The 21,606-nt window shown below is 52.1% G+C and carries 16 protein-coding genes and 1 other RNA gene; 3 read left to right on the top strand and 14 right to left on the bottom strand.

The features are described from left to right. Positions 1-36 precede the first annotated feature (36 nt). From AKG43_RS01985 to AKG43_RS01965, 5 genes are all read right to left on the bottom strand, one after another. Positions 37-1,164 (bottom strand): M14-type cytosolic carboxypeptidase, encoded by a 1,128-nt coding sequence (locus AKG43_RS01985; protein ID WP_054598903.1) that lies wholly within the window; start codon positions 1,162-1,164, stop codon positions 37-39. A 391-nt stretch (positions 1,165-1,555) separates the two neighbouring features. Continuing rightward, positions 1,556-2,608 carry an NADP(H)-dependent aldo-keto reductase gene (locus AKG43_RS01980; RefSeq protein WP_054598902.1) on the bottom strand — a complete coding sequence of 351 codons (1,053 nt, stop codon included), beginning with the start codon at positions 2,606-2,608 and terminating at the stop codon, positions 1,556-1,558. 27 nt (positions 2,609-2,635) lie between these two features. After that, positions 2,636-3,172, bottom strand: coding sequence for a glutathione peroxidase (locus tag AKG43_RS01975; RefSeq protein ID WP_054598901.1), 537 nt, complete (start codon positions 3,170-3,172; stop codon positions 2,636-2,638). Between the two features lie 288 nt (positions 3,173-3,460). Next, entirely contained in the window at positions 3,461-4,135 is a 675-nt protein-coding gene (locus AKG43_RS01970; RefSeq protein ID WP_054598900.1) for an epoxyqueuosine reductase QueH, read from the bottom strand. 190 nt (positions 4,136-4,325) lie between these two features. Continuing rightward, on the bottom strand, positions 4,326-4,829 hold the full coding sequence (locus AKG43_RS01965) for a DUF1841 family protein (RefSeq protein ID WP_054598899.1): 504 nt from the start codon (positions 4,827-4,829) through the stop codon (positions 4,326-4,328). A 149-nt stretch (positions 4,830-4,978) separates the two neighbouring features. On the opposite strand from AKG43_RS01965, the gene ssrA reads away from it, so the two are divergent. Further along, positions 4,979-5,340, top strand: a transfer-messenger RNA (tmRNA) gene (gene ssrA, locus AKG43_RS12025). A 115-nt stretch (positions 5,341-5,455) separates the two neighbouring features. Here the strand turns inward: ssrA and AKG43_RS01960 are convergent. Next, positions 5,456-7,939: a heavy metal translocating P-type ATPase gene (locus AKG43_RS01960; RefSeq protein WP_054598966.1), complete on the bottom strand. Its 2,484-nt coding sequence runs from the start codon at positions 7,937-7,939 to the stop codon at positions 5,456-5,458. 427 nt (positions 7,940-8,366) lie between these two features. On the opposite strand from AKG43_RS01960, the gene AKG43_RS12935 reads away from it, so the two are divergent. Further along, positions 8,367-8,522 carry a hypothetical protein gene (locus AKG43_RS12935; RefSeq protein WP_197273104.1) on the top strand — a complete coding sequence of 52 codons (156 nt, stop codon included), beginning with the start codon at positions 8,367-8,369 and terminating at the stop codon, positions 8,520-8,522. Between the two features lie 73 nt (positions 8,523-8,595). Here the strand turns inward: AKG43_RS12935 and AKG43_RS13505 are convergent, their stop codons facing one another. Next, complete coding sequence (locus AKG43_RS13505) at positions 8,596-8,724, bottom strand: hypothetical protein (RefSeq protein WP_255351168.1); 129 nt, start codon at positions 8,722-8,724, stop codon at positions 8,596-8,598. A 4-nt stretch (positions 8,725-8,728) separates the two neighbouring features. Then, positions 8,729-10,279 (bottom strand): BCCT family transporter, encoded by a 1,551-nt coding sequence (locus AKG43_RS01955; protein WP_054598898.1) that lies wholly within the window; start codon positions 10,277-10,279, stop codon positions 8,729-8,731. A 279-nt stretch (positions 10,280-10,558) separates the two neighbouring features. Here AKG43_RS01955 and xseA point away from each other — a divergent pair, with 279 nt between their 5' ends. Further along, entirely contained in the window at positions 10,559-11,914 is a 1,356-nt protein-coding gene (gene xseA / locus AKG43_RS01950) for an exodeoxyribonuclease VII large subunit (protein WP_054598897.1), read from the top strand. 70 nt (positions 11,915-11,984) lie between these two features. On the opposite strand, the gene lpdA is transcribed toward xseA, so the two are convergent. From lpdA to AKG43_RS01920, 6 genes are all read right to left on the bottom strand, one after another. Next, complete coding sequence (gene lpdA / locus AKG43_RS01945; RefSeq protein ID WP_054598965.1) at positions 11,985-13,766, bottom strand: dihydrolipoyl dehydrogenase; 1,782 nt, start codon at positions 13,764-13,766, stop codon at positions 11,985-11,987. Positions 13,767-13,860: 94 nt separating this feature from the next. After that, a complete protein-coding gene (gene aceF / locus AKG43_RS01940; RefSeq protein ID WP_054598896.1) occupies positions 13,861-15,534 on the bottom strand; it encodes a dihydrolipoyllysine-residue acetyltransferase in 1,674 nt (557 codons plus the stop codon). Positions 15,535-15,666: 132 nt separating this feature from the next. Continuing rightward, positions 15,667-18,336, bottom strand: a complete 2,670-nt coding sequence (aceE, locus tag AKG43_RS01935; protein WP_054598895.1) for a pyruvate dehydrogenase (acetyl-transferring), homodimeric type — start codon at positions 18,334-18,336, stop codon at positions 15,667-15,669. Positions 18,337-19,004: 668 nt separating this feature from the next. Beyond that, positions 19,005-20,054 carry an A/G-specific adenine glycosylase gene (gene mutY / locus AKG43_RS01930; protein WP_054598894.1) on the bottom strand — a complete coding sequence of 350 codons (1,050 nt, stop codon included), beginning with the start codon at positions 20,052-20,054 and terminating at the stop codon, positions 19,005-19,007. Positions 20,055-20,246: 192 nt separating this feature from the next. Further along, positions 20,247-20,603 carry a PilZ domain-containing protein gene (locus AKG43_RS01925; RefSeq protein ID WP_054598893.1) on the bottom strand — a complete coding sequence of 119 codons (357 nt, stop codon included), beginning with the start codon at positions 20,601-20,603 and terminating at the stop codon, positions 20,247-20,249. Positions 20,604-20,617: 14 nt separating this feature from the next. Beyond that, on the bottom strand, positions 20,618-21,598 hold the full coding sequence (locus AKG43_RS01920; RefSeq protein ID WP_054598892.1) for a DNA polymerase III subunit delta': 981 nt from the start codon (positions 21,596-21,598) through the stop codon (positions 20,618-20,620). Positions 21,599-21,606 lie beyond the last annotated feature (8 nt).

The following is a 21,606-nucleotide window of genomic DNA, read 5'->3' as shown; positions in this document are numbered from 1 at the left end:
AATGCGTAAAGCCGGTACAACCGTTCTTTTCACGTTTTAACGCAAATCGGGTAACACGTTCAACACGGCCGATAAAACCGCTTCGCCCAAACGCAGCGAACGTTGGCCGTTCCAGCCGAAATCGTCGTCGGGCAGGTTGTCGTTGTCTTTAAACGGCATCTCCAGCGTGTAGGCCAAGCAGTGGAAGTTTTCGCCCACCCATGCGGTGGCCATGCTTAAGTTGGCTTGGCCGGGGGCGTCTTTGTCGTAACCGTGTTCGTCTTGGAAATCGGGGCTGGCGGCGGCAAAAGCCGTTTTGAACTGCGTTTCCAGCGCGGCAATACGCTCATCATAAGAAGGCACGCCTTCGGTGCCGGCCACAAACACAAACGGAATGGCTTCGTCGCCGTGAATGTCTAAAAACAAATCCACGCCGGTTTCGCGCATTTTTTCGCGCACATAATACACTTCGGGGCTGCGTTCCACAGTCGGCTCCAGCCATTCGCGATTGAGATTGGCTCCGGCGGCGTTGGTACGCAGGTTGCCTAACACCGAGCCGTCGGGGTTCATATTGGGCACGATATAAAAGGTGGCGCGGTCGAGCAAAGCGCGTGCGGTAGGGTCTTGCGGATCAAGCAGGCGGCCGAGCAAGCCTTCGATAAACCATTCGGCCATGGTTTCGCCGGGGTGCTGGCGGGCGATGATCCATACTTTCAGGTCGCTGGCCACTTGGTTGCCGATGGTAAGCAGATTGATGTCGCGCCCTTGTACGGTGCTGCCCAAGTCGTCGATCTGGCACAGGCCGCTGCCTTGTGCGTCGCCGAGCAGATTCAGATGCTGTTCGTGCGAATACGGCTCGAAATAGGCGTAATAAACGCTGTTGGCCAACGGCGTGTGTTCGATGGTAAACACACCGTTTTCATAGCGGGAAGGTACGCGGAACCAGTTGCTGCGGTCGTAAGAAGCCACAGCCTGATAATCCTGCCAGCCGTCGGGGTAAGCAGACGATGCGGCGTTTTCAAAGTGCATCACGCAATTTTGGTAGGCCGCGCCCTGCAAACGGAAATAAAACCATTGGGCGAAATCGGATGCGTTGTCGGGGCGCAGATTGAGACGGATATTGGAAGGGTCGCTCAGGTCGGTTACGGTTACGGAACCGGCATCAAACTGGGTGCTGATTTTCATGGAATACGTTCCTGTAGGGTACTGCAATAAGATATTAAAACGGCATTGTATAGCCAATCAAATTAACTTTTACTACGGCGTTGCTGCGCCTTAGCTCAAAGAGGTCAAGGGTGTAAGCCGCCAAAGCGGCCACAGAATCGGTTTCGTATTACCCGTACTGCCTGCGGCTTGCTGCCTTGTATTAAAAATATGTTGATTGGCTGCCAACCGTTTACCGGCCGGCGTGTTTACCTGCTTCACGTACGGGCAAATATACGGGGCAGGCATGGCATCAACCTTTTCAGACGGCCTCACGAGTGTTTCAGATACTGCCTGCGGCGCATTTCTACTTTGGTGCGCTCCCGCCGGTTTGCCTGTCTGTTACGGTTTTTTTGCCGTTGAATCCCAACCGTTAAGGGCAGGGATTGCTGATTTCGGCGTGCACTTGGTCGATGGCGGCGAGCACGTCCGGCGATAGCTCTACTTCGGCACTGGCAATGTTTTCACTCAGTTGCGCCAAGTTTGTTGCACCGATGATGTTGCTGGCGAGAAATTCGCGGCTGTTCACAAACGCCAGCGACATCGCCGTCAGGCTCAAACCTGCCTGCTCGGCAATTTCGGCATAACGCTCCACCGCTGCGAAACCTTGCGGTTTGGTGTAGCGTTTGAATCGCTCAAACAGCGCCAATCGGCTGCCTTCGGGCAAAGCGCCGTGGCGGTATTTGCCGGTCAGCACGCCGAAAGCCAGCGGCGAATAGGCCAGCAGCGGCACCTGTTCGCGCAACGAAATTTCACTCATGCCCACTTCGTAACTGCGGTTAAGCAGATTATAGGGATTTTGTATCGAAGCCACACGCGGCAACTCGGGGTTACGCTCATGCTGATTCAAATAACGCATGGTTCCCCACGGCGTTTCGTTTGACAAACCGAACGCCCGAATTTTGCCTTGTTTGACCAATTCGCCCAAAGCATCGGCCACTTCTTCAAAAGGGGTAAACGTTTCACCTTGATGAACCGACGATACGCCCAGTCTGCCGAAAAAATTCACTTTGCGCTCCGGCCAATGCAGTTGGTACAAGTCGAGATAATCGGTATTCAAACGCTTAAGGCTGGCCTCGCAGGCTTCAAAAATCTGAGCGCGGGAAAAATCATTTCCACCGCGGATGTAGCTGTCGAGATTGTTGGCGCCGGTGGGGCCGGCAATTTTGCTGGCCAATACAAAATCATCACGCCGGCCGCGCTGTTTGATCCAGCTGCCGATATATTGCTCGGTGCGGGTATAGGTTTCTTTGCACGGCGGCACGGGATACATTTCTGCCGTATCGATGAAGTTCACGCCGTTAGCCAAAGCATAATCAAGCTGGGCGTGTGCTTCGGCCTCGGTATTTTGCTCTCCCCAAGTCATCGTGCCCAAACAGATTTTGCTTACTTTGATACCCGAGGTTCCCAACTCTCGCTGTTCCATTACGTTTCCTTTCCTATCCGCGCTGTTTTACAACAAACGCTCTATGGCTTCACCGCACTCTTGCGGTGTTGCGGCAGGCGAAAAACGGCCGACCACCCTACCCTCTCTGTCTACTAAAAACTTGGTGAAATTCCATTGAATATCGCTGCTGTGCTGCCTGACATTTCGGGAAAGCAATGTAAACAGCGTATTTTTCAACCAACTGCCGCCGCTGTCGCCCGGTTGCTGTTCTTTCAGGTAAACGTAAAGCGGATGAGCCGTGCTGCCGTTCACATCGATTTTATCAAACACCGCAAACTGCGTTCCGAAACGGGTTTCGCATATCTGTGCGATTTCTGCGCTGCTCTCCGGTGCCTGCCCGCGGAACTGGTTGCATGGAAAATCAAGAATAACCAAACCGCGCTCGGCATAGCGTTCATGCAAAGCCTGCAAGCCTTTGTATTGGGGCGTTAGGCCGCATTGGGTTGCCGTGTTGACAATCAACAGCACTTTACCGGCGTAGTTACGCATAGACACATTGCCGCCTTGTGCGTTTTTCACCGTAAAATCATATATCCGGGTCATCTCTACATTCTCCCTGTCTGCAAAACAGCAAGCTGAAACTTTACTTTTGCTTCCTTGATGTGAGTGCAAGTTCAAGGCGTATACAGTCAATCAACTTAACTTTTACTACTGCTACTACGGCTACAGCGTTGCCGTGCCTTAGCTCAAAGAGAACGATGGTGTAAGCCGTTGAGGCGGCACTAAGCAAAATACGCCGCAGATGGCGTTTTACACAGGTTTCGGGCTTCCTGTTCCGCAGGAGGCCGTCTGAAATATTCAGACGGCCTCATATCTGCATGGGACGTGTCGTCAGTTTTCTTCGTCGCCGTAGTATTTCACACCGATTTTAATCGGCGGGCGGCCTTGCGATTTGCGGTGGTGGTTGGTATCGCGCAGCGAATAAGCGCAACCGCAGTATTCCTGTTGGTAAAAATGTTCGCGCTTGCTGATTTCGATCATGCGCGCGCTGCCGCCGCCTTTGCGCCAATTGAAATCCCAATACACCACGTCATCGTAAGGTGCAACGGCGCGGTGGCCGCAATCGTTGATTTGGTTCATGTTTTTCCAGCGCGAAATGCCCAGAGAGCTGGTGAGTACGGGAAAGCCGTGTTCGTGGGCATAAAGGGCGGCACGCTCGAAACGCATGTCGAAACACATGGTGCAGCGGCGGCCGCGCTCGGGGTCCATTTCCATGCCTTTAGCGCGCTCGAACCAGTTGTCCACATCGTAATCCGCATCGATAAAAGGAATATTGTGTTTTTCGGCAAATGCGATGTTTTCGTTTTTGCGGATTTCGTATTCTTTTTTCGGATGGATATTGGGATTGTAGAAAAAGATAGTGAAATCAATGCCGCTGGCGAGCATGGCTTCCATCACTTCGCCGGAACAGGGGGCACAGCAGGAATGCAGCAGCACTTTTTTTTCGCCGCCAGGCGGGTTCAGCACGGGGCGGTCGATTGGGGTAACTTCGGGTTTGTCGTTCATGATGATGTGTTCTGCCTGAAAGCTTTCAGACGGCCTTTTTCATGGTTAGGCCGTCTGAAAATATTGTTGATTTGGCGTATATTTTAGCAGAACGGCGCAAGATATGTGAGATGTCGGCAATCGTTATACGGTTTATGCCAAAGGTTGGGAACAGGCTGCCCAACGGAATTCTTATTCAAACAACAGCCGCTTATTCCCGACCGCTGATTTTGTCGGACACCCCTACTTCATGCGGATTGATACGGGCATTGTCTTCCTGCCCCAAACCCACCAGCTTCCGCAACCGCGTCATATAGGCATTCACATCCAAACCCCGGCCGAAACGCTGGGCTTCCCATACGGTTTCGGCCAGCGCATCGGCCATATCGTGTTCGGCTTTTACCCAATCGCCGTTATATTTGCCGCACAGTTTTTCATGAATCGCACGAATGCCCGGCGGCTGGTCAATCGCCGCCTGTTCCTGTATCGAAAGGTGTAACGACATATGCAGAAACGGATTGGTTTCACCTGCTTCGGGTGTCCAAGTTTTGTCGAGATGGTCCTCGATGCGCTCCAAATAGTGATGGTATTCGGGGTGTGCCTCGATAATTCTCAGTGCCTTTTGTTGCAACGCGTCTAATTGCAGAGGCAGCATGCGCTGCTGCCAAACTTGTGCGAAAAAACGGCGCACATCGTGGGTGTTGACATCATACATAGTGTGGTGTGTGTAAAATGGTTTTCAGACGGCCATTATAACCGATAAGGCCGTCTGAACGGCTTCTGCATACCATTCATACGGCCTGTGTATTTATACATTCATTGGCAATTTGTGCACAACCGGCGTATAATGGCCTATTCCTATCTGGGGGCGATCTTGGTTTCGACGGGGGTTGCGAAGCAGATGCGGGCATACCGGGGTCTCAGATTCCCGTAAAACACTGAACGAAAATAGTCGCAAACGACGAAACTTACGCACTGGCCGCTTAAGGCCTGCCGTTGCAGCAGTTGGTCAATGGGCTGTGTAGCGCAAGCTACCGCAACGTCATCTTACATTGACTGGTTTTCTGTCGGGTTACTTGGCAGAAAATAAGATTTAAGGTAACTGGTTTCCAAACAGCCTGTCTGTCGGCGGAATGGGAACGAGATTTTAAGTTGGCAAGACTAAGTATGTAGAACGCTTTGTAGAGGACTTTCGGACGGGGGTTCAATTCCCCCCGCCTCCACCACCATTCATCATTGTTTTCATAATATTGTCTTCATCATCTTGCCGCATTCCGGCACATTTCTGATACAAACAATCTTCTGTTTTTTCTCTTTTTTACAGCATCCAAGCGAATATCCCTATTTTACCGACTGCCATTCAGTTTCAGACGGCCTTTTCTTCAACAGCCTCAACGCATTGGCCGCCACGATTAAAGAGCTGAAACTCATGCCTAGTGCGGCAATCCACGGGGTAACGTATCCGAACACGGCCAAAGGTATCACAATCAGGTTGTACACGCTGGCCCATATCAGATTTTGCCGGATAACCGCACGCGTGCGGCGCGCTTGGTTGATGGTATGCGGCAGTACGCGCATATCGTCGTTGAGCAAAATAACGTCTGCTCCTTCTCTGGCCACGTCGGCCCCGCCCGCTACGGCAACCGATACATCGGCCTGCGCCAATACGGGTGCATCGTTGATGCCGTCCCCTACCATCAACACTTTGCGCTGCTGTCTTTGCAGGGTTTCGACATAGGCCAATTTGTCTTCCGGCAGAGCCTCGGCACGGTAGGCATCCAAACCTAAAGCGGCGGCGATATGTGCCACCGCGGCGGTTCTGTCGCCGCTGAGCAAGTGCAGGCGCATACCTTGTTTTTTCAAGGCGGCAAGCATTTCGGCTACACCTTCTTTGATTTCGTCTGCCAGCAAAAAGGCCGTCTGAAAACCTTGCTCGTTACCGAGATAAACCATGCTGCCGCTGTGTTGTATGGAATGCTCAGGCGGCAAGGTGCCGGAAATGCCTGCCACGAAATCGGCGGTTCCCAATGCCCAGATTTGGGTTTCGCCGTGAAGCGTTATGGCGGCACTCACGCCTTTGCCGATATGGTTTACACGCTGCCCAATCTGTATGGCCGCACTGTTGCCGTTTGTTTGTTCGGCATAGCGCACAATAGCTTGGGCAATCGGATGTTCGGATTGGCTTTCCAACACTTTGGCAACGGAGGCCGCCTCTTCCGTGTTCAGACGGCCTAAAGCTATGGCTTGCGTAACGGTAAGCTCGCCTTTGGTAAGCGTGCCGGTTTTATCGAACACCACATCGTCTATTTGCGACAAGGTTTCCAAGCTTCTGCTGCCGCTGATTAAGATACCGTCTGAAGCAAGCATGCCCGTAGAAGCAGCCAATGCAGTAGGGGTAGCCAACGACAGCGCACACGGGCAGGTTATCACCAAAAGTGAAACGGTAATCCATAATGCCTGAAACGGCCCTGCGTAAACCGTCCACCCGATAAAAACGGGTATCGCGGCTATCAGCAGGCCGGAAACAAAGGTAGAGGCGTATTTGTCGGCCATTTCAGCCAAACGCGGTTTTTGTGCCAATGCCCGGTCGAGCAGTTTTACAATATGCGACAAACGGGTGTCGCCGCCCACCTGACCGGTGCGGATAACCAACGGGCTGCGTGTATTTAAAGTGCCTGCGGTTACTTGTCCGCCTTGCTGCTTGAACACGGGCAGGCTTTCGCCGGTGAGCATGGCTTCGTTAACTTCACTTTCGCCCGCCAACACCGTGCCGTCCACCGGAATCACTTCGCCCGGATAAACTGCCACGATATCGCCGGTTTTCAACTGCACTACCGCCGCTTCTTCAGCGGCATCGTTTTCAGGGTAATTCGGCAATTTGTGGCAAAACGCCGGCACAAGCTTTACGAGCCGCTCCGCCGCATCGCCGGCTTTACGCCGTGCAATCTGCTCCATATACCGCCCGGCCAGCAGAAAAAACACAAACATCGCCACCGATTCGAAATACATGCCCTGCCCCGCATTGGTGAACAAAGCATACACACCTGCCGCAAAAGTGAGCGAAATGGCAACCGCCACCGGCGTATCCATACCGGTGCGGCGGTTTTTGATATCGCGCCAAAAACCCTTGTAAAACGGTACGGCAGAATAAAACATGGCGGGCAACACCATTAAAAACGCCCCCCAATGCAGCACGCTTAAATACAGCGGTTCGATTTCATTGCCGTAAAGATAGGTGGGCACGGCAAACATCATCGTCTGCATCATCGAAAGCCCGGCAACCGCCAACCGTATCAACGCCTGTTTGCGCTCGGCCTGCATCTGTTCTTCCATTTTCCGTGCATCGTAAGGCACGGCGGTATAACCGGTTTTTTGAATCAGCAAAAGAATGTCGGAAAGCGAAACTTTGTCGTTATGCCAAACAACGCGCACGCGGCGGGTGCTGTAATTCAAATCGGCGCGCACTATGCCCTCGGTGCGCAGCAGCTGCTGCTCGATCAACCATACGCAGGCGGCACAGGTAATGCCGCCGAGCATCAACACGGCTTCGCTTGCGCCGTCTGCTCCCGTTTCTACAAATCCTGCCTGCACCTCCGGCATATCGTAAAGTTTGAGACGGTCGAGAATTTCTTGAGGAGGCAGAGCAGCTTGTTGCGCATCGGCCGTGCGCTGCTTGTAATAATTGCCCAGCCCTGCATCGATAATGCTTTGCGCCACGGCCTGACAACCGGCGCAACAGGTATCGTGTGATTCGCCTTCGTAAACCACCGGCAGAGAAATGTTTTCGGGCACATCCAGCCCGCAATGGAAGCATGTTTTTTTCATGGAAAGGGATTGTACGCGCAGGCCATCAGCGGGGCAATCGACCATCTTCAATGGCATTTATAGCCGCGCCATATCTCGAAAATACATAAAGAGACCTTTGCAAAACCCCCTATGCGGCGCATTTCTGCATTGCGCACTGCCCGCCCGTTTGCTTATCTGTCTGATATGCCTGCACTCTCTGTGCCACGCCTTAAACGGCATCCGCACCCGATGGTCTTGCAGAGGCATCATAGATTCTTAACTTATTAATTACATTTTTTTACAACAATAAAGGAACCATCAGAATAAATTTATCAAGTTAAATTGACATTAACATTTTTTAATAACAGAATATTGATAAAATAAAAAGCACGGTTTTTATTCTTTCTGACTAAAAATAAAACTACAAACTATCACATAAATAAACATTTATTTACTCGGAGAAGCCATGATCGAACGTCTTATGCCTATCTTTGCCGTTATCGGCATTCTTTCCACCTTGGGCTACGCAGGATTGGCCGCTTGGGCCATTTATTCCAACATTGCCCAAACCAAAAAGAAGCGGCCCATTGCGCGCCAACACCACCATACCGTTAAACTTTAAAGATGTTATATAGTCAATCATGCCGTCTGAAAGTATGCTTTCAGACGGCATGATTCATATTACCCGGCTTTCATTATTCGTCTTTATCAAAAAACGCCAATTTCACCACATAGCACAGAAACAATACGGTAAGCAGCATCATGACCGTTTCTACCATATTATCGTGCGGGCTTTGATTCCAATACAGAATTTCTTTTTTCATCGCTTTATTCCTTTTCCGAATAATCTTTGAAACGGTGCGGCACATCGCGGTTCAACTGCCGCCATAAAGCCGCAAACCACAAATACATCACAAACACAAACGGAAAACCGGCAAAAGAACCCACGGCTTTAATTCCCTCAATTTTGCCGGTAACAATCACCGCATAGCCGATAAGGGTGGCAAAAATACTCCACACCACCGCGCGGAATTTATTCTCGCTGCGACCGTCGTTGCTGGTCATAATGCCCAACGAAATCGCCGCACTCGTTACCGTTGTTACGATAAAACCGAGAAACAGAATCACGGTTAGCGGCTTGGTAAAATCAGACAGCGGCAGCATATTGAGCAGATAATAAAACGCACCCTCATAATCGCCCTTGTTGCCGATTTCGGCCAAACGCCCCGAGCCTTCAACCGTATCGAGCAAACTGAAGCCCGAAAACACCGAAAACCAAATCACAATAAACCCTGCCGGCACCATCACAGAGGCAAACACAAACTGGCGCAACGTGCGTCCTTTTGAAATTTTGGCCAAAAACACCCCTACGAACGGCGCCCAAGTAACCCACCACACCCAATATGCCATCGGATACCACACCATCCAATCACGGTTATGAAACATATAAAGCTGAAAAGAATGATGCACGGTTTTGGTGAGGATATTGCCGATAGAAACCACCATTGTGCTTAAAAAATAATGGGTAGGCCCAACCAAAAACACAAACAGCAGCAGCACGATCGACAGATAAACCGTCCAGTCGCCGAGAAATTTCATGCCTTTGTTAATCGGCAGCACCGCGCCCAAAGTATAGAGCGACGCCAATACCACCAATATCAGCGTTTTCCAGCCGATGTTATTAAACGATTCTCCCGTGATGATGCCCAGCCCCGAAGCAATCTGTGCCGTAGCCATCGCAATCGAAGAAGACACCGACATGGCAATAGCCAAGATTGCCATCGCAGTTACAACCATGCCCAGCGGCACCGCCCATTTTTTATGTTTGAACGCATATTGCAACGGCGCGGCGGGCGTGCATTCGGTTTTATGCTGATAGGTGAAATAAGCCATAACCAAGCCCGCAATCATATACAGCGACCATGCGGGAATGCCCCACACATGCAGTGCCAAACTCATGGCATTTTCCACCTGTTGCGAATCGGTCAGCCCCTCCATTTTCACACCGATGGGTGAATGAAAATAATGCCATAACGCCTCAATCGGCCCGAAAAATACAATCCCCACACCGATGCCCGCAGTAAACAGCATATTCATCCATGAAAAAAACGAATACTCCGGCTCCGCATCCTTGCCGCCCAAACGGATATTGCCGAATCTAGGCGACAAAGCCACCGACAAACCCACCGCGCAGGCAAGCAGCGGCAGCCACATAATCAGCCAATCGAATTTCAAATAAAAAAACTTACCGACATCGGCAACCGTATTGGTCAGCAAAGCGGGTTTGACTACCGCCGTTACCGCCATCAGCCCAACCAAGAGCGCAGTCCATAAAAAATAAGGCGGGCGTTTAACAGGAGGATTTTCTTTTGCAGACATACACAACCTTTCTTTCATATTGTGGATAAACAGAACGTTGTGCGGGTAAGACGTTATGCCCTCTCAAAAACCGAAGAGCATGTTTTTATGATGTTTTATGCCATCCATCTTAACATCGGATGAGAAAACAGGCCAGACAACCCATCCGCCGCATCCATACCCGGCTATCGGGCACGGCAAATAAACTTCTTTGCTATAAGACCCTGCCAATACTCAAAATATCCCCTACTCGGCTTTCAACCTTTATAATTCCGCCTTTTAAAACCCTTTGGCCGAACCATGTCCGAACTTTTCGCTCCTGCCGCCATTTCCGTTTCCGAACTCAACGCCTTAGCCAGAAGCCTGCTGGAAGACAACCTGTTCGGGCTGTGGATAGCGGGCGAAGTATCCAACCTTACCCGCGCCGCCAGCGGGCATTACTATTTTTCGCTCAAAGACAGCCGCGCCCAAGTGCGCTGCGCCATGTTTAAAAGCACGGCAGCTAAATTGACCGCACCGCTGAAAGAAGGCGACCACATCGAGCTTACCGGCAAAATCAGCATTTACGAAGCGCGCGGCGAGTTTCAAATCACCGTAAACGAAGTGCGCCTGAAAGGTTTGGGGCAGCTTTACGAAGCCTATGAAAAGCTGAAAGCCCAACTGCATGCCGAAGGTGTGTTTGCGGCGGAACGCAAAAAACCGCTGCCCGCCCATCCGCGCACCATCGGCATCGTAACCAGCCTTGCGGCGGCGGCTTTGCGCGACGTGGTCAGCACATTGAAACGCCGCGCGCCGGAAATCCCCGTGATTGTGTACCCGACCGCCGTGCAAGGTGCGGGCAGTGAATTGCAGATCGCCCAAGCGATTCAGACGGCCTCTGCGCGTGCCGAAGCAGATGTATTAATCGTGTGCCGCGGCGGCGGTAGCATCGAAGACTTGTGGGCGTTTAACGAAGAGCCTGTGGTGCGGGCGATTGAAGCGTGTGAAATCCCCGTGGTCAGCGGTGTCGGGCATGAAACCGATTTCACGCTGGCGGATTTTGTCGCCGACGTGCGCGCACCCACGCCCACGGGTGCGGCGGAACTGGTCAGCCCCAACCGCTTGGAATCGCTGCATAAGCTCGCACAGGCACAAGGCCGTCTGAAAACGGCATTGGAGCAGCGTTATTACGATGCCAGCCAAAAAGTGGATTGGTTCGCCCGCCAAATCCGCCACCCGCAACACAAATTGAACGAACAGCGCGGCCAGCTTGCCGCCTTGCAGCAGTCGCTGCGCTTTTCCATGCACAACAACCACCGTTTCAACATCCAGCAGCTTGCCCGCCGGCAACAAAGCCTGATTCATCTGCGCCCCGATATATCTGCGGCACAACGCGACGTGGCTCGTTTTCAGACGGCCTTACGGCAAAGCCGTTTGTCTTTGTTTGCGCTGTACCGCCAGCGTCTTGAAAAACAGGCCGCGCTGCTCGAAGCCGTGTCGCCGCAACACATTTTGGAACGCGGTTTCAGCGTGGTTAAAAACAGCCGCGGGCAGGTTATCCGCAGCGCCCATGCTTTGAAGCAGGGTCAGAAACTGCACATTATGTTTGCCGACGGTGAAACCGATGTGCGCGTTACCAGCGAGCATAAGCAGCCGGATTTGTTTGATTATTCTTAAAAACTCAACAGCGCAAAAAGGCCGTCTGAAAAACTTTCAGACGGCCTAATGATTATCCGACTAAAACGGATTATTTCTTACGTTGAGGCGGCAGGTCGGTACATGTACCTAAAGCCACTTCGGCTGCCAAGCCGATGGTTTCGCCCAAAGTCGGATGCGGATGAATGGTTTTACCGATGTCGGTAGCATCACAACCCATTTCGATGGCCAAACAGATTTCGCCGATCATATCGCCGCCATTGGGGCCGACAATACCGCCACCAATAATTTTGCCGCTTTCGGCATCAAAAATCAGCTTGGTAAAGCCCTGATCGCAACCGTTCGCAATCGCACGGCCTGAAGCCGCCCATGGGAAATTGGCTTTAGTGATTTTAATGCCGTGCTCTTTGGCAGAAGTTTCGGTTACACCCACCCAAGCCACTTCGGGCGCGGTGTAGGCTACACCCGGAATCACACGGGCATCGAAATAGGCTTTGTGGCCTGCACAGTTTTCAGCGGCAACATGGCCTTCATGCACGGCTTTATGCGCCAACATGGGCTGGCCGACGATATCGCCGATGGCGTAAATATGCGGCACGTTGGTGCGCTGCTGCTTGTCCACTTCGATAAAGCCGCGGTCGGTTACGGCAACACCGGCTTTTTCGGCACCGATCAGCTTACCGTTGGGCGCACGGCCTGCGGCAACCAATACGGTATCGTAGCGTTGCGGCTCTTTGGGCGCGTTGGCACCTTCAAAAGTAACGTAAATACCGTCTTCTTTCGGCTCAACGGCAACGGTTTTGGTGTTGACCATAATATTGTCGAAACGGTATTCGTTTTGCTTTTGCCACACTTTAACCAAATCACGGTCGGCACCCTGCATCAAGCCGTCCATCATTTCCACAACGTCCAAGCGCGTACCCAGCGTGCTGTACACCGTACCCATTTCCAAACCGATAATACCGCCGCCGATAATCAGCATTTTGCCCGGCACTTCTTTCAAGGCCAGCGCACCGGTAGAGTCGATGATGCGCGGGTCTTCAGGAATAAACGGCAGGTTCACCACGCGGCTGCCCGCTGCGATGATGGCGTTTTTGAATGCAACGGTTTTCTTCTCGCCGGTTTCTTCTTTGCCTTCGCCGGAAGTCAAGGCCACTTCCATGTGGTTCGGGCCGACAAACTGGCCGTTACCGCGGATAACATCCACTTTACGCATTTTAGCCATACCGGCCAAACCGCCGGTCAGCTTGCCGATCACTTTTTCTTTGTAAGCGCGCAGCATGTCGATATCCAGCTCAGGCTCGGGATATTTGATGCCGTTCTCAGCCAAATGACGCACTTCGTCAATCACAGCGGCGTTGTGCAGCAAGGCTTTGGAAGGAATACAGCCCACGTTCAGACACACACCGCCCAAAGTAGCGTAGCGTTCGACAATAGCCACTTTCAAACCTTCATCTGCTGCGGCAAAAGCGGCAGAGTAACCGCCCGGGCCGCCGCCCAACACCACTACGTCGTATTCGGCATCGGCAGAACCGCTGAATTGGGCGGCTTGCGGTGCAGGCGCAGCCGCTTTGGGCGCTTCTTCTTTCACGGGCGCAGGGGCTGCTTCGGCTTTCGGCGCTTCGGCTGCGGCACCGGCGACTTCAATCACGGCAATCACGCCGCCTTCGGAAATTTTGTCGCCCACTTTGACTTTTACTTCTTTAACCACGCCGGCAGCTTCGGCGGGCACGTCCATAGTTGCTTTGTCGGTTTCCAAAGTAACCAACGTATCTTCAAGCGCCACGGTATCGCCTGCTTTGATTTCCACGGCGATGATGTCCACGTTTTCGTGGCCGCCGATATCGGGAACCTTGAGTTCAATCAAGCTCATTGTTAAACCTTTCAGTAAAGCAGCTTTATACATACTGCTTTCATTAAATCTTGTTTCAGACGGCCTCTGATTGCCAAAGGCCGTCTGAAAAGCCTTACAGCACTACGCGGCGGAAGTCTTTCAACAGGTTCGCCAGATACACGGTAAAGCGCATACCAGCCGCACCGTCGATCACGCGGTGGTCGAACGACAGGCTCAACGGGCACATCAGGCGCGGTTCAAAGGCCGAGCCGTTCCATACCGGTTTCATTTGTGATTTGCACACGCCCAAAATGGCTACTTCGGGTGCGTTCACAATCGGCGTAAAGCTTGTACCGCCGATACCGCCCAAGCTGGAAATAGTAAAGCAGGCGCCTTGCATTTCGTTGGGCTTGAGTTTGCCTTCGCGGGCTTTTTTGCTCAATTCGGTCAGCTCTTGGGAAATTTCTTTCAAGCCTTTTTTGTCCACGTCTTTGATTACCGGCACAACCAAGCCGTTGGGCGTGTCGGCGGCAAAACCGATGTTGTAGTATTTCTTCAGAATCAGGGTTTCGCCGTCGAGAGAAGAATTGAACTCGGGGAAGGCTTTCAATGCGGTTACGGAAGCTTTGATAATGAACGCCAATGGCGACAGTTTCACACCTTCGCGCTCCCATTCTTTGTTCAGAGTTTTACGGAACTCTTCCAGCTCGGTCATATCGGCTTCGTCGTTCACGGTAACGTGCGGGATAACCACCCAGTTGCGCGACAGGTTTTGACCGGAAATTTTCTTAATGCGGGAAAGTTCTTTGACTTCGATTTCGCCGAACTTGCTGAAATCGACTTTCGGCCACGGCAGCAAGTCCAAACCGCCGCCCAATGAAGCGGTTGCAGCAGCAGGCGCAGCTTTGCCCGCACCGCCTTGCATGGCGGCTTTCACGAAGGCTTTGATGTCTTCGCCGACGATACGGCCTTTCAAGCCCGTACCTTTAACTAAGCTCAAATCCACGCCCAACTCGCGCGCCAGTTTGCGTGCAGACGGGCCGGCATGGGCTTTGGCAAATGCCGCTTCGTTTACCGGCGTGTTGCCGAATGCGGCAACCGGAGCGGCAGCGGCTTTAGGCGCGGCAGGAGCCGGAGCGGCTTGCGGCGCAGGTGCAGCGGCTTTAGGCGCTTCTTGTGCGGGAGCTGCGGCAGGAGCGGCAGCGGCACCGCCTGCGGTTTCCACTTCGATAATTTGCGTACCTTGCGAAACTTTGTCGCCCACTTTCACATACACGGCTTTCACTACGCCGGCAGCGGTGCTGGGCACATCCATAGTGGCTTTGTCGGTTTCCAAAGTAATCAGGGTATCGTCTTCCGATACGGTATCGCCCACTTTGATTTCTACGGCAATCACGTCCACATTGTCGTGGCCGCCGATATCGGGCACTTCCACTTTAACGGTTGCACCGCCTGCGGCCGGTGCGGCTGCGGGTGCGGTTTGCTCGGGGGCGGGAGCCTGTTCGGCCTGTTTTTCTGCGGCGGCAGGAGCGGCTTCTGCAGCAGGGGCTGCTTCTGCTGCCGCACCGGCTGCCTCTACCAGCACAATCACGCTGCCTTCGGAAACCTTGTCGCCCACGTTTACTTTAACTTCTTTCACCACACCGGCCGCATCGGCAGGTACGTCCATAGTGGCTTTATCGGTTTCCAACGTAATCAGGGTATCGTCGATTGCGATGGTATCGCCCGCTTTCACTTCAACGGCAATCACATCTACATTGTCATGGCCGCCGATATCGGGCACTTTGATTTCTACGATTTGACTCATCGTTTTTTCCTTTAACAACCGCAACAACCAACTGCTGCGGCATGTTGTTTTGTTTAAAACTAAAATCTATTTGCAAAGCGAAAAGTATCTTTCAGACGGCCTCTATCGTTTCGAGGCCGTCTGAAAATATTATTAACGCTTCCAGCTCGGCGCGGTATCGGTTTTGATGCCGTATTTTTCGATGGCTTGCTGAACCACCACTTTTTCAATTTTGCCTTGCTCGGCCAATGCGTTCAGGGCGGTAACGACAACGTGGCGGCTGTCTACCTCGAAGAAATCGCGCAGGTTGGCGCGCGAATCGCTGCGACCGAAGCCGTCGGTACCCAAAACGTGGTAATCGTTGGGGATGTGGGCGCGGATGCGGTCGGCGAAATTGCGGATGTAGTCGGTAGAAGCAACCACGGGGCCTTCATGGCCTTGCAACTGTTGGGCTACAAACGGCAATTTGTTTTCTTCCATCGGGTGCAGACGGTTGTAGCGTTCCACTTCGATGGCATCGCGGTAGAGCATATTGAACGACGGTACGGCCCAAACGTCGGCTTCTACGCCGAAATCGGCTTTCAGCATATCGGCGGCTTTGATGACTTCGTTCAAAATCACGCCCGAACCCATCAATTGTACTTTCTTGTCGCTCTTCGCACCTTCGCGGAACAAATACATACCTTTCAGAATTTCTTCTTCGATGCCTTTGCGTTGCGGCATGGCAGGATGTGCGTAGTTTTCGTTCATCACGGTCAGGTAGTAGAACACGTCTTCTTGTTCCACATACATGCGGCGCAAACCGTCTTGGATAATCACGGCCAACTCATATTGGAAAGTCGGGTCGTAAGACAGGCAATTCGGAATCAAATCGGCCTGAACATGGCTGTGGCCGTCTTCGTGCTGCAAACCTTCGCCGTTCAGCGTGGTGCGGCCTGCGGTACCGCCTACCAAGAAGCCGCGTGCGTGCATGTCGCCCGCTGCCCAAGCCAAATCACCTACGCGTTGGAAACCGAACATTGAGTAGTAAATGTAGAACGGAATCATGGCGTAACGGTTGTTGGCATAGCTGGTTGCGGCGGCAATCCAGTCGGCCATCGCGCCCGGCTCGTTAATACCTTCCTGCAACATCTGACCGTCGGTAGATTCTTTATAGAACATCAGCTGGTCTTTATCTTGCGGGGTGTATTGCTGGCCTTTCGGGTTCCAAATACCGTATTGGCGGAACATGCCTTCCATACCGAAGGTGCGGCTTTCGTCGGGTACGATAGGTACGATGCGTTTGCCGATTTGTTTGTCTTTCAGCAAGGTAGAAAGGATACGCACGAATGCCATGGTGGTGGAGAACTCGCGGTCGCCGCTGGTTTGCAGCTGTGCGTCAAAAGCACTCAGTTCGGGCACGGGCAATGCTTCGTTGTTGGGGTTGCGTTGCGGCAGGTATCCGCCCAAAGCGTTGCGGCGTTCGCGCAGGTATTTCATTTCTTCGCTGTCTTCGGGGAAGCGGTAGTAAGGCAGATCGCCGCTTTCGATTTGCTCGTCGCTTACCGGAATGCCGAAACGGGTACGGAATTTTTTGAGTGACTCCACATCCATTTTTTTGGCTTGGTGGGCAACGTTTTGACCTTCGCCGGCAGAACCCATACCGTAACCTTTAATGGTTTTGGCCAAAATCACGGTCGGACGGCCGTTGGCATTATGGGTGGCTTCGTAATAGGCTGCATATACTTTATGCGGGTCGTGGCCGCCTCGGTTCAACGCCCAAATTTCGGCGTCGGACATATTGGCTACCATGGCTTTCAATTCGGGCGTGTTGAAGAAGTGCTCGCGCACATAGGCGCCGTCTTTGGATTTGTAGGTTTGGTAGTCGCCGTCCAAGCATTCGTTCATGCGTTGTTTCAGTGCATTGTCGGTATCGCGTGCCAACAGCGCATCCCAGCGGCTGCCCCAAATCACTTTCAATACGTTCCAACCTGCGCCGCGGAAGTTGCCTTCCAGCTCTTGAATGATTTTGCCGTTGCCGCGTACCGGGCCGTCCAAACGCTGCAAGTTACAGTTGATCACGAAAATCAGGTTGTCCAAACCTTCGCGGGCGGCCAAAGAAATCGCACCTTGGCTTTCGGGCTCGTCCATCTCGCCGTCGCCGCAGAATACCCATACTTTGCGGCCTTTGGTTTTGCTCAAGCCGCGTGATTCGAGATATTTCAGGAAACGGGCTTGGTAGATGGCCATCAGCGGGCCCAAACCCATAGATACGGTGGGGAACTGCCAGAAATCGGGCATCAGATGGGGGTGGGGATAGGAAGACAGGCCTTTGCCGTCTACTTCTTGGCGGAAGTTGTCGAGTTGCTCTTCAGTCAAACGGCCTTCAACGAAAGCACGGGCATAAATACCGGGGGCTGAGTGGCCTTGGATAAATACCATATCGCCCTCTTCGCCGTCGCCTTTGGCTTTCCAGAAATGGTTGAAGCCGACATCATACAGGGTAGCGGCAGATTGGAAAGAAGCGATATGGCCGCCCAATTCCAAGTCTTTTTTACCTGCGCGCAATACCATGGCGGCAGCGTTCCAGCGGATAATCGAACGGATGCGGTGCTCCAATTCATGATTGCCCGGCGATTTTTGCTCTTTGCCTACCGGAATGGTGTTCAAATAAGCGGTGGTTGCATCAAACGGCATGTGAACGCCGCGGCGGCGGGTGTATTTCACCAATTGTTCCAGCAGGAAGTGGGCACGGCTTTCGCCTTCTGTTTCCAATACTGAGCTTAACGCGTCCAGCCATTCCTGGGTTTCAATCGGATCAGCGTCTTGGATTTGGGTCGACATATCTATCCCTTCTGTTGAGTTTCAGAATCGGCCGGTTCAGACGGCCTTTCCATTTTCGTTTATGAAACTTGCCCGGTGTTTGCGCTTTGCAGCCGCCGGCCAAGATACCAGCAATACATACTTCTTAATATTCAAAGCACTAATAAAATATTAGTATATTAATGCTTTATCGATATTTAAACAGAGTAAAAAACTGCGTTTGAATATACATTACTTAATACGAAATCCTATCAGCAAACGGTGTTGCTGGCAAATCGCCGTCAAGCCTTTTCGGGCGTTTTGAAAAAACGGCTTACTTAAAATTTTCTTTTGTGAAAATAAAAATCTCAAAAAAAGCACACATTGTTTTCTTTTTTGATAAATAAAATACACAACCGAACAATTTAAGCACACGAAAATATACGGCTGAAGTAAGCCGAAATCAATCAGATTATTTTTAATTCAAGACATCAAGCCTCAGACAGTAGAGGCTGTATGCAACCGATTCTGTTGCCGGTTGTACGGCTACGCAGTGGTTCTCTTTGAGCCGAGGCGTAGCAACACCGTGGCGAAAAGTAATTTAGTTGACTATAAATAACAACACAACCTGACATCTGTATCACATTATTCAAATCTTTTCCCGATTCAAATCTTTTCCCGTTTCGCCGAGCACTTTAATTCTTCGGTATTCAGTACAAAGCAGGCTTGGAAAAATAATTTTCCAACGGTTTGGGCAAGCCGTAATCGGGTAAATCCTGCTCGGCAACCCACAGGCCGTCTGAACGGTTTTCAGACGGCCTGTGGGAACAGGCAACGGCGGTAAAAGGGGTAATCAGCAATAATCGGTGGGTAAGTCGGTGGGTAAGGGGCAATGCTTCGTTAAGGTCGTCTGAACAGTCTGTAAACTTTTCGGCATAACGGTACATATCCTCAAGCGTTTCAAAACAGGGAACGCAATATAAGCCGCCCCAAATGCCTTTTGGCGGGCGTTTTTCCAACCACACTTCGCCGTTCGGATTGCGCAACACCAGCCAATACAGCGGCAGGGTGTGAACCTTCGGCGGGGATTTTTTTCGCGGCAGTTCGGCAATGCGGTTTTGGGCTTTGGCTTCGCAGATATCTTCCATCGGACATTGTGTACATAAGGGTTTGGTGCGCTTACACACGGTTGCGCCCAAATCCATTAAGCCTTGCGTGTAAGCCGGCATGGCTTCGCTTGAGTGCGGCAGCAGGCTTTCGGCCAAATCCCATAATTCTTGTTCGAATTTTTTATCGGACGGGTTGCCGTCGCGGGCAAACACGCGGCACAAAACGCGCTTCACATTGCCGTCTAAGATGGTTTCGCGTTGCAGAAAAGCAAATGCGGCGATGGCGGCAGCGGTGCTCCGGCCTACGCCGCACAGTTTTTCCAAGCCCTCGCGGCTTTCGGGAAATTCACCACCAAAATCGTTTACCACTTGTTTGGCGGCTTTATGCAGGTTGCGGGCGCGGCTGTAATAACCCAAACCCGCCCACAAACTCAACACTTCGTCTTGACCAGCCTCAGCAAGGCTGCGAACGGTGGGAAACCGGGCGACAAAGCGGGGATAGTAGTCTAAAACGGTGGCCACCTGCGTTTGTTGCAGCATGATTTCCGAAAGCCATACGTTATAAGGATGGCGTACCTGCCACGGCAAGTGATGGCGGCCGTGTGCTTTCTGCCAGCGGACGAGGCGTTCGGAAAATGTGGGTGCAGACATAACTACGGTGCGGAAGGTATCAAAAAACGAAGTTTTTATAATATTTTGGAAGATGAATAATTAAGAATATTCAAGTTAGCAGGCATTCGGGCAAAGATGTTGCCATAAGCATGGCCGTCTGAATCAGTCCGTTTCAGACGGCATCACAAATCCGACACTAGAGCAGCTGTAAAGCAACATAACCGTTTTGTTTTACAGCGTGAAAGTGGCACGGTCGCTACGGATGCTTGTGCCCAACTCGGTTTCGATCAGGTTTTTGGTTTGAATGCAGATTTCATCGTTGCCAAACGCCAAACCTACGCCTTTGGGGCGGTTCACAGAGGTGCGCGCTGGGTTGATCCAAGCCACTTGGGTGCGCAGAAATCTTTTGCCCGGATGGTTGGTCAATTCAAGGGCAAGCAATACTTCTTCCCCCAAAGAAAAGGCATCGTCTGTAGGCACAAACAGGCCGCCGTGTTCCAGAAAAGGCATGTAGCAGTTATACAGGGCAACTTTTTCTTTTAATTGCAAAGTCATCATCTTGCCCGGCAGGTCTTTTGCGGTATCCATATATTTTCCCTTATTTATTTGTTTTGCCAAAAGTTAAGATACTCAGTGAGTAAGTATTCGAGCTGCATTTTAACACTCAAGGTATGGTGTCCGTAAGGGCTTAAACGGTTCAGACGGCCTATAAGTGCGAACAAAGCGGCAGGAGAAGTTTTTGCACCTGTTTTTTCCAGCGCAGCCGCGTATTGCGGGTAATACAGCGGCGGCATACGCTGTTGCGCCAAACCCACATCGAGCAGCCATTTGTGCAGCCAGTCGAGAAAAACCGCCAGCGGCTGTTTGTGTTTGTCGAATGCGGCGGCGTAATCGAGAATCGCCAGCAGGCGCGGGGCGGACAGCAGGTCGAGCAAATCTTGGCGAAGATCGTCCAAATCGGGAGTGTGTTCAAACAACGGCGCGCCGCCGTGAAATGCCAGCAGCGCTTCGGCCTGATCCGTGCCGCGTTCTTGCAAATATTGCAGGGCTTCTTCGTGCGACGGCGCGGGCAGCACCATTTGGCGGCAGCGGCTTTTGATGGTGGGCAGCAGTTTGTCGCGTGCGTGCGTTACCAGCAGAAACAATACGTTTTCAGGCGGCTCTTCGAGCACTTTGAGCAAACCGTTGGCCGCTTGAAGATTCATACTTTCGGCCGGATGCACCAACACAATCCGCTTGCCGCCGCGCACGGAGGTTAAATGAATGTTATCGACAATATCGCGCACTGCATCGATTTTAATCTGCAACAGCTTGCGCCCCAACGCCTCGCCTTCGGGGATTTCCGGTGTCAGCTCGTAAAAATCGGGGTGGCTGTTTTGGCCGAACAGATGGCACGACAGGCATACGCCGCAAGGCTCTCCTTCTGCTGCGGGGTTTTCGCACAACAGGGCTTGCGCGGTATGGCGGGCAAACGCGGTTTTGCCGGTGTTTTCCTTGCCGGTAAACAGCCATGCGTTAGGCAGATTGTGCCGGTGGGCGGCGGCGATTTGCTGCCATTGGGTTCGATGCCACGGATAAATCATGTGAAAAA

It is taken from the genome of Neisseria sp. 74A18, assembly GCF_001308005.1.
Lineage (GTDB): Bacteria > Pseudomonadota > Gammaproteobacteria > Burkholderiales > Neisseriaceae > Neisseria > Neisseria dumasiana.
This window is presented reverse-complemented; position numbering and strand designations above follow the sequence as displayed.

What these genes read in the sequence shown, in the direction of transcription:
- AKG43_RS01985 (WP_054598903.1), bottom strand. Translation starts at nt 1,164, where the DNA reads ATGAAAATCAGCACCCAGTTTGATGCCGGTTCCGTAACCGTAACCGAC.
- AKG43_RS01980 (WP_054598902.1), bottom strand. Translation starts at nt 2,608, where the DNA reads ATGGAACAGCGAGAGTTGGGAACCTCGGGTATCAAAGTAAGCAAAATC.
- AKG43_RS01975 (WP_054598901.1), bottom strand. Translation starts at nt 3,172, where the DNA reads ATGACCCGGATATATGATTTTACGGTGAAAAACGCACAAGGCGGCAAT.
- AKG43_RS01970 (WP_054598900.1), bottom strand. Translation starts at nt 4,135, where the DNA reads ATGAACGACAAACCCGAAGTTACCCCAATCGACCGCCCCGTGCTGAAC.
- AKG43_RS01965 (WP_054598899.1), bottom strand. Translation starts at nt 4,829, where the DNA reads ATGTATGATGTCAACACCCACGATGTGCGCCGTTTTTTCGCACAAGTT.
- AKG43_RS01960 (WP_054598966.1), bottom strand. Translation starts at nt 7,939, where the DNA reads ATGAAAAAAACATGCTTCCATTGCGGGCTGGATGTGCCCGAAAACATT.
- AKG43_RS12935 (WP_197273104.1), top strand. Translation starts at nt 8,367, where the DNA reads ATGATCGAACGTCTTATGCCTATCTTTGCCGTTATCGGCATTCTTTCC.
- AKG43_RS13505 (WP_255351168.1), bottom strand. Translation starts at nt 8,724, where the DNA reads ATGAAAAAAGAAATTCTGTATTGGAATCAAAGCCCGCACGATAATATG.
- AKG43_RS01955 (WP_054598898.1), bottom strand. Translation starts at nt 10,279, where the DNA reads ATGTCTGCAAAAGAAAATCCTCCTGTTAAACGCCCGCCTTATTTTTTA.
- xseA (WP_054598897.1), top strand. Translation starts at nt 10,559, where the DNA reads ATGTCCGAACTTTTCGCTCCTGCCGCCATTTCCGTTTCCGAACTCAAC.
- lpdA (WP_054598965.1), bottom strand. Translation starts at nt 13,766, where the DNA reads ATGAGCTTGATTGAACTCAAGGTTCCCGATATCGGCGGCCACGAAAAC.
- aceF (WP_054598896.1), bottom strand. Translation starts at nt 15,534, where the DNA reads ATGAGTCAAATCGTAGAAATCAAAGTGCCCGATATCGGCGGCCATGAC.
- aceE (WP_054598895.1), bottom strand. Translation starts at nt 18,336, where the DNA reads ATGTCGACCCAAATCCAAGACGCTGATCCGATTGAAACCCAGGAATGG.
- mutY (WP_054598894.1), bottom strand. Translation starts at nt 20,054, where the DNA reads ATGTCTGCACCCACATTTTCCGAACGCCTCGTCCGCTGGCAGAAAGCA.
- AKG43_RS01925 (WP_054598893.1), bottom strand. Translation starts at nt 20,603, where the DNA reads ATGGATACCGCAAAAGACCTGCCGGGCAAGATGATGACTTTGCAATTA.
- AKG43_RS01920 (WP_054598892.1), bottom strand. Translation starts at nt 21,598, where the DNA reads ATGATTTATCCGTGGCATCGAACCCAATGGCAGCAAATCGCCGCCGCC.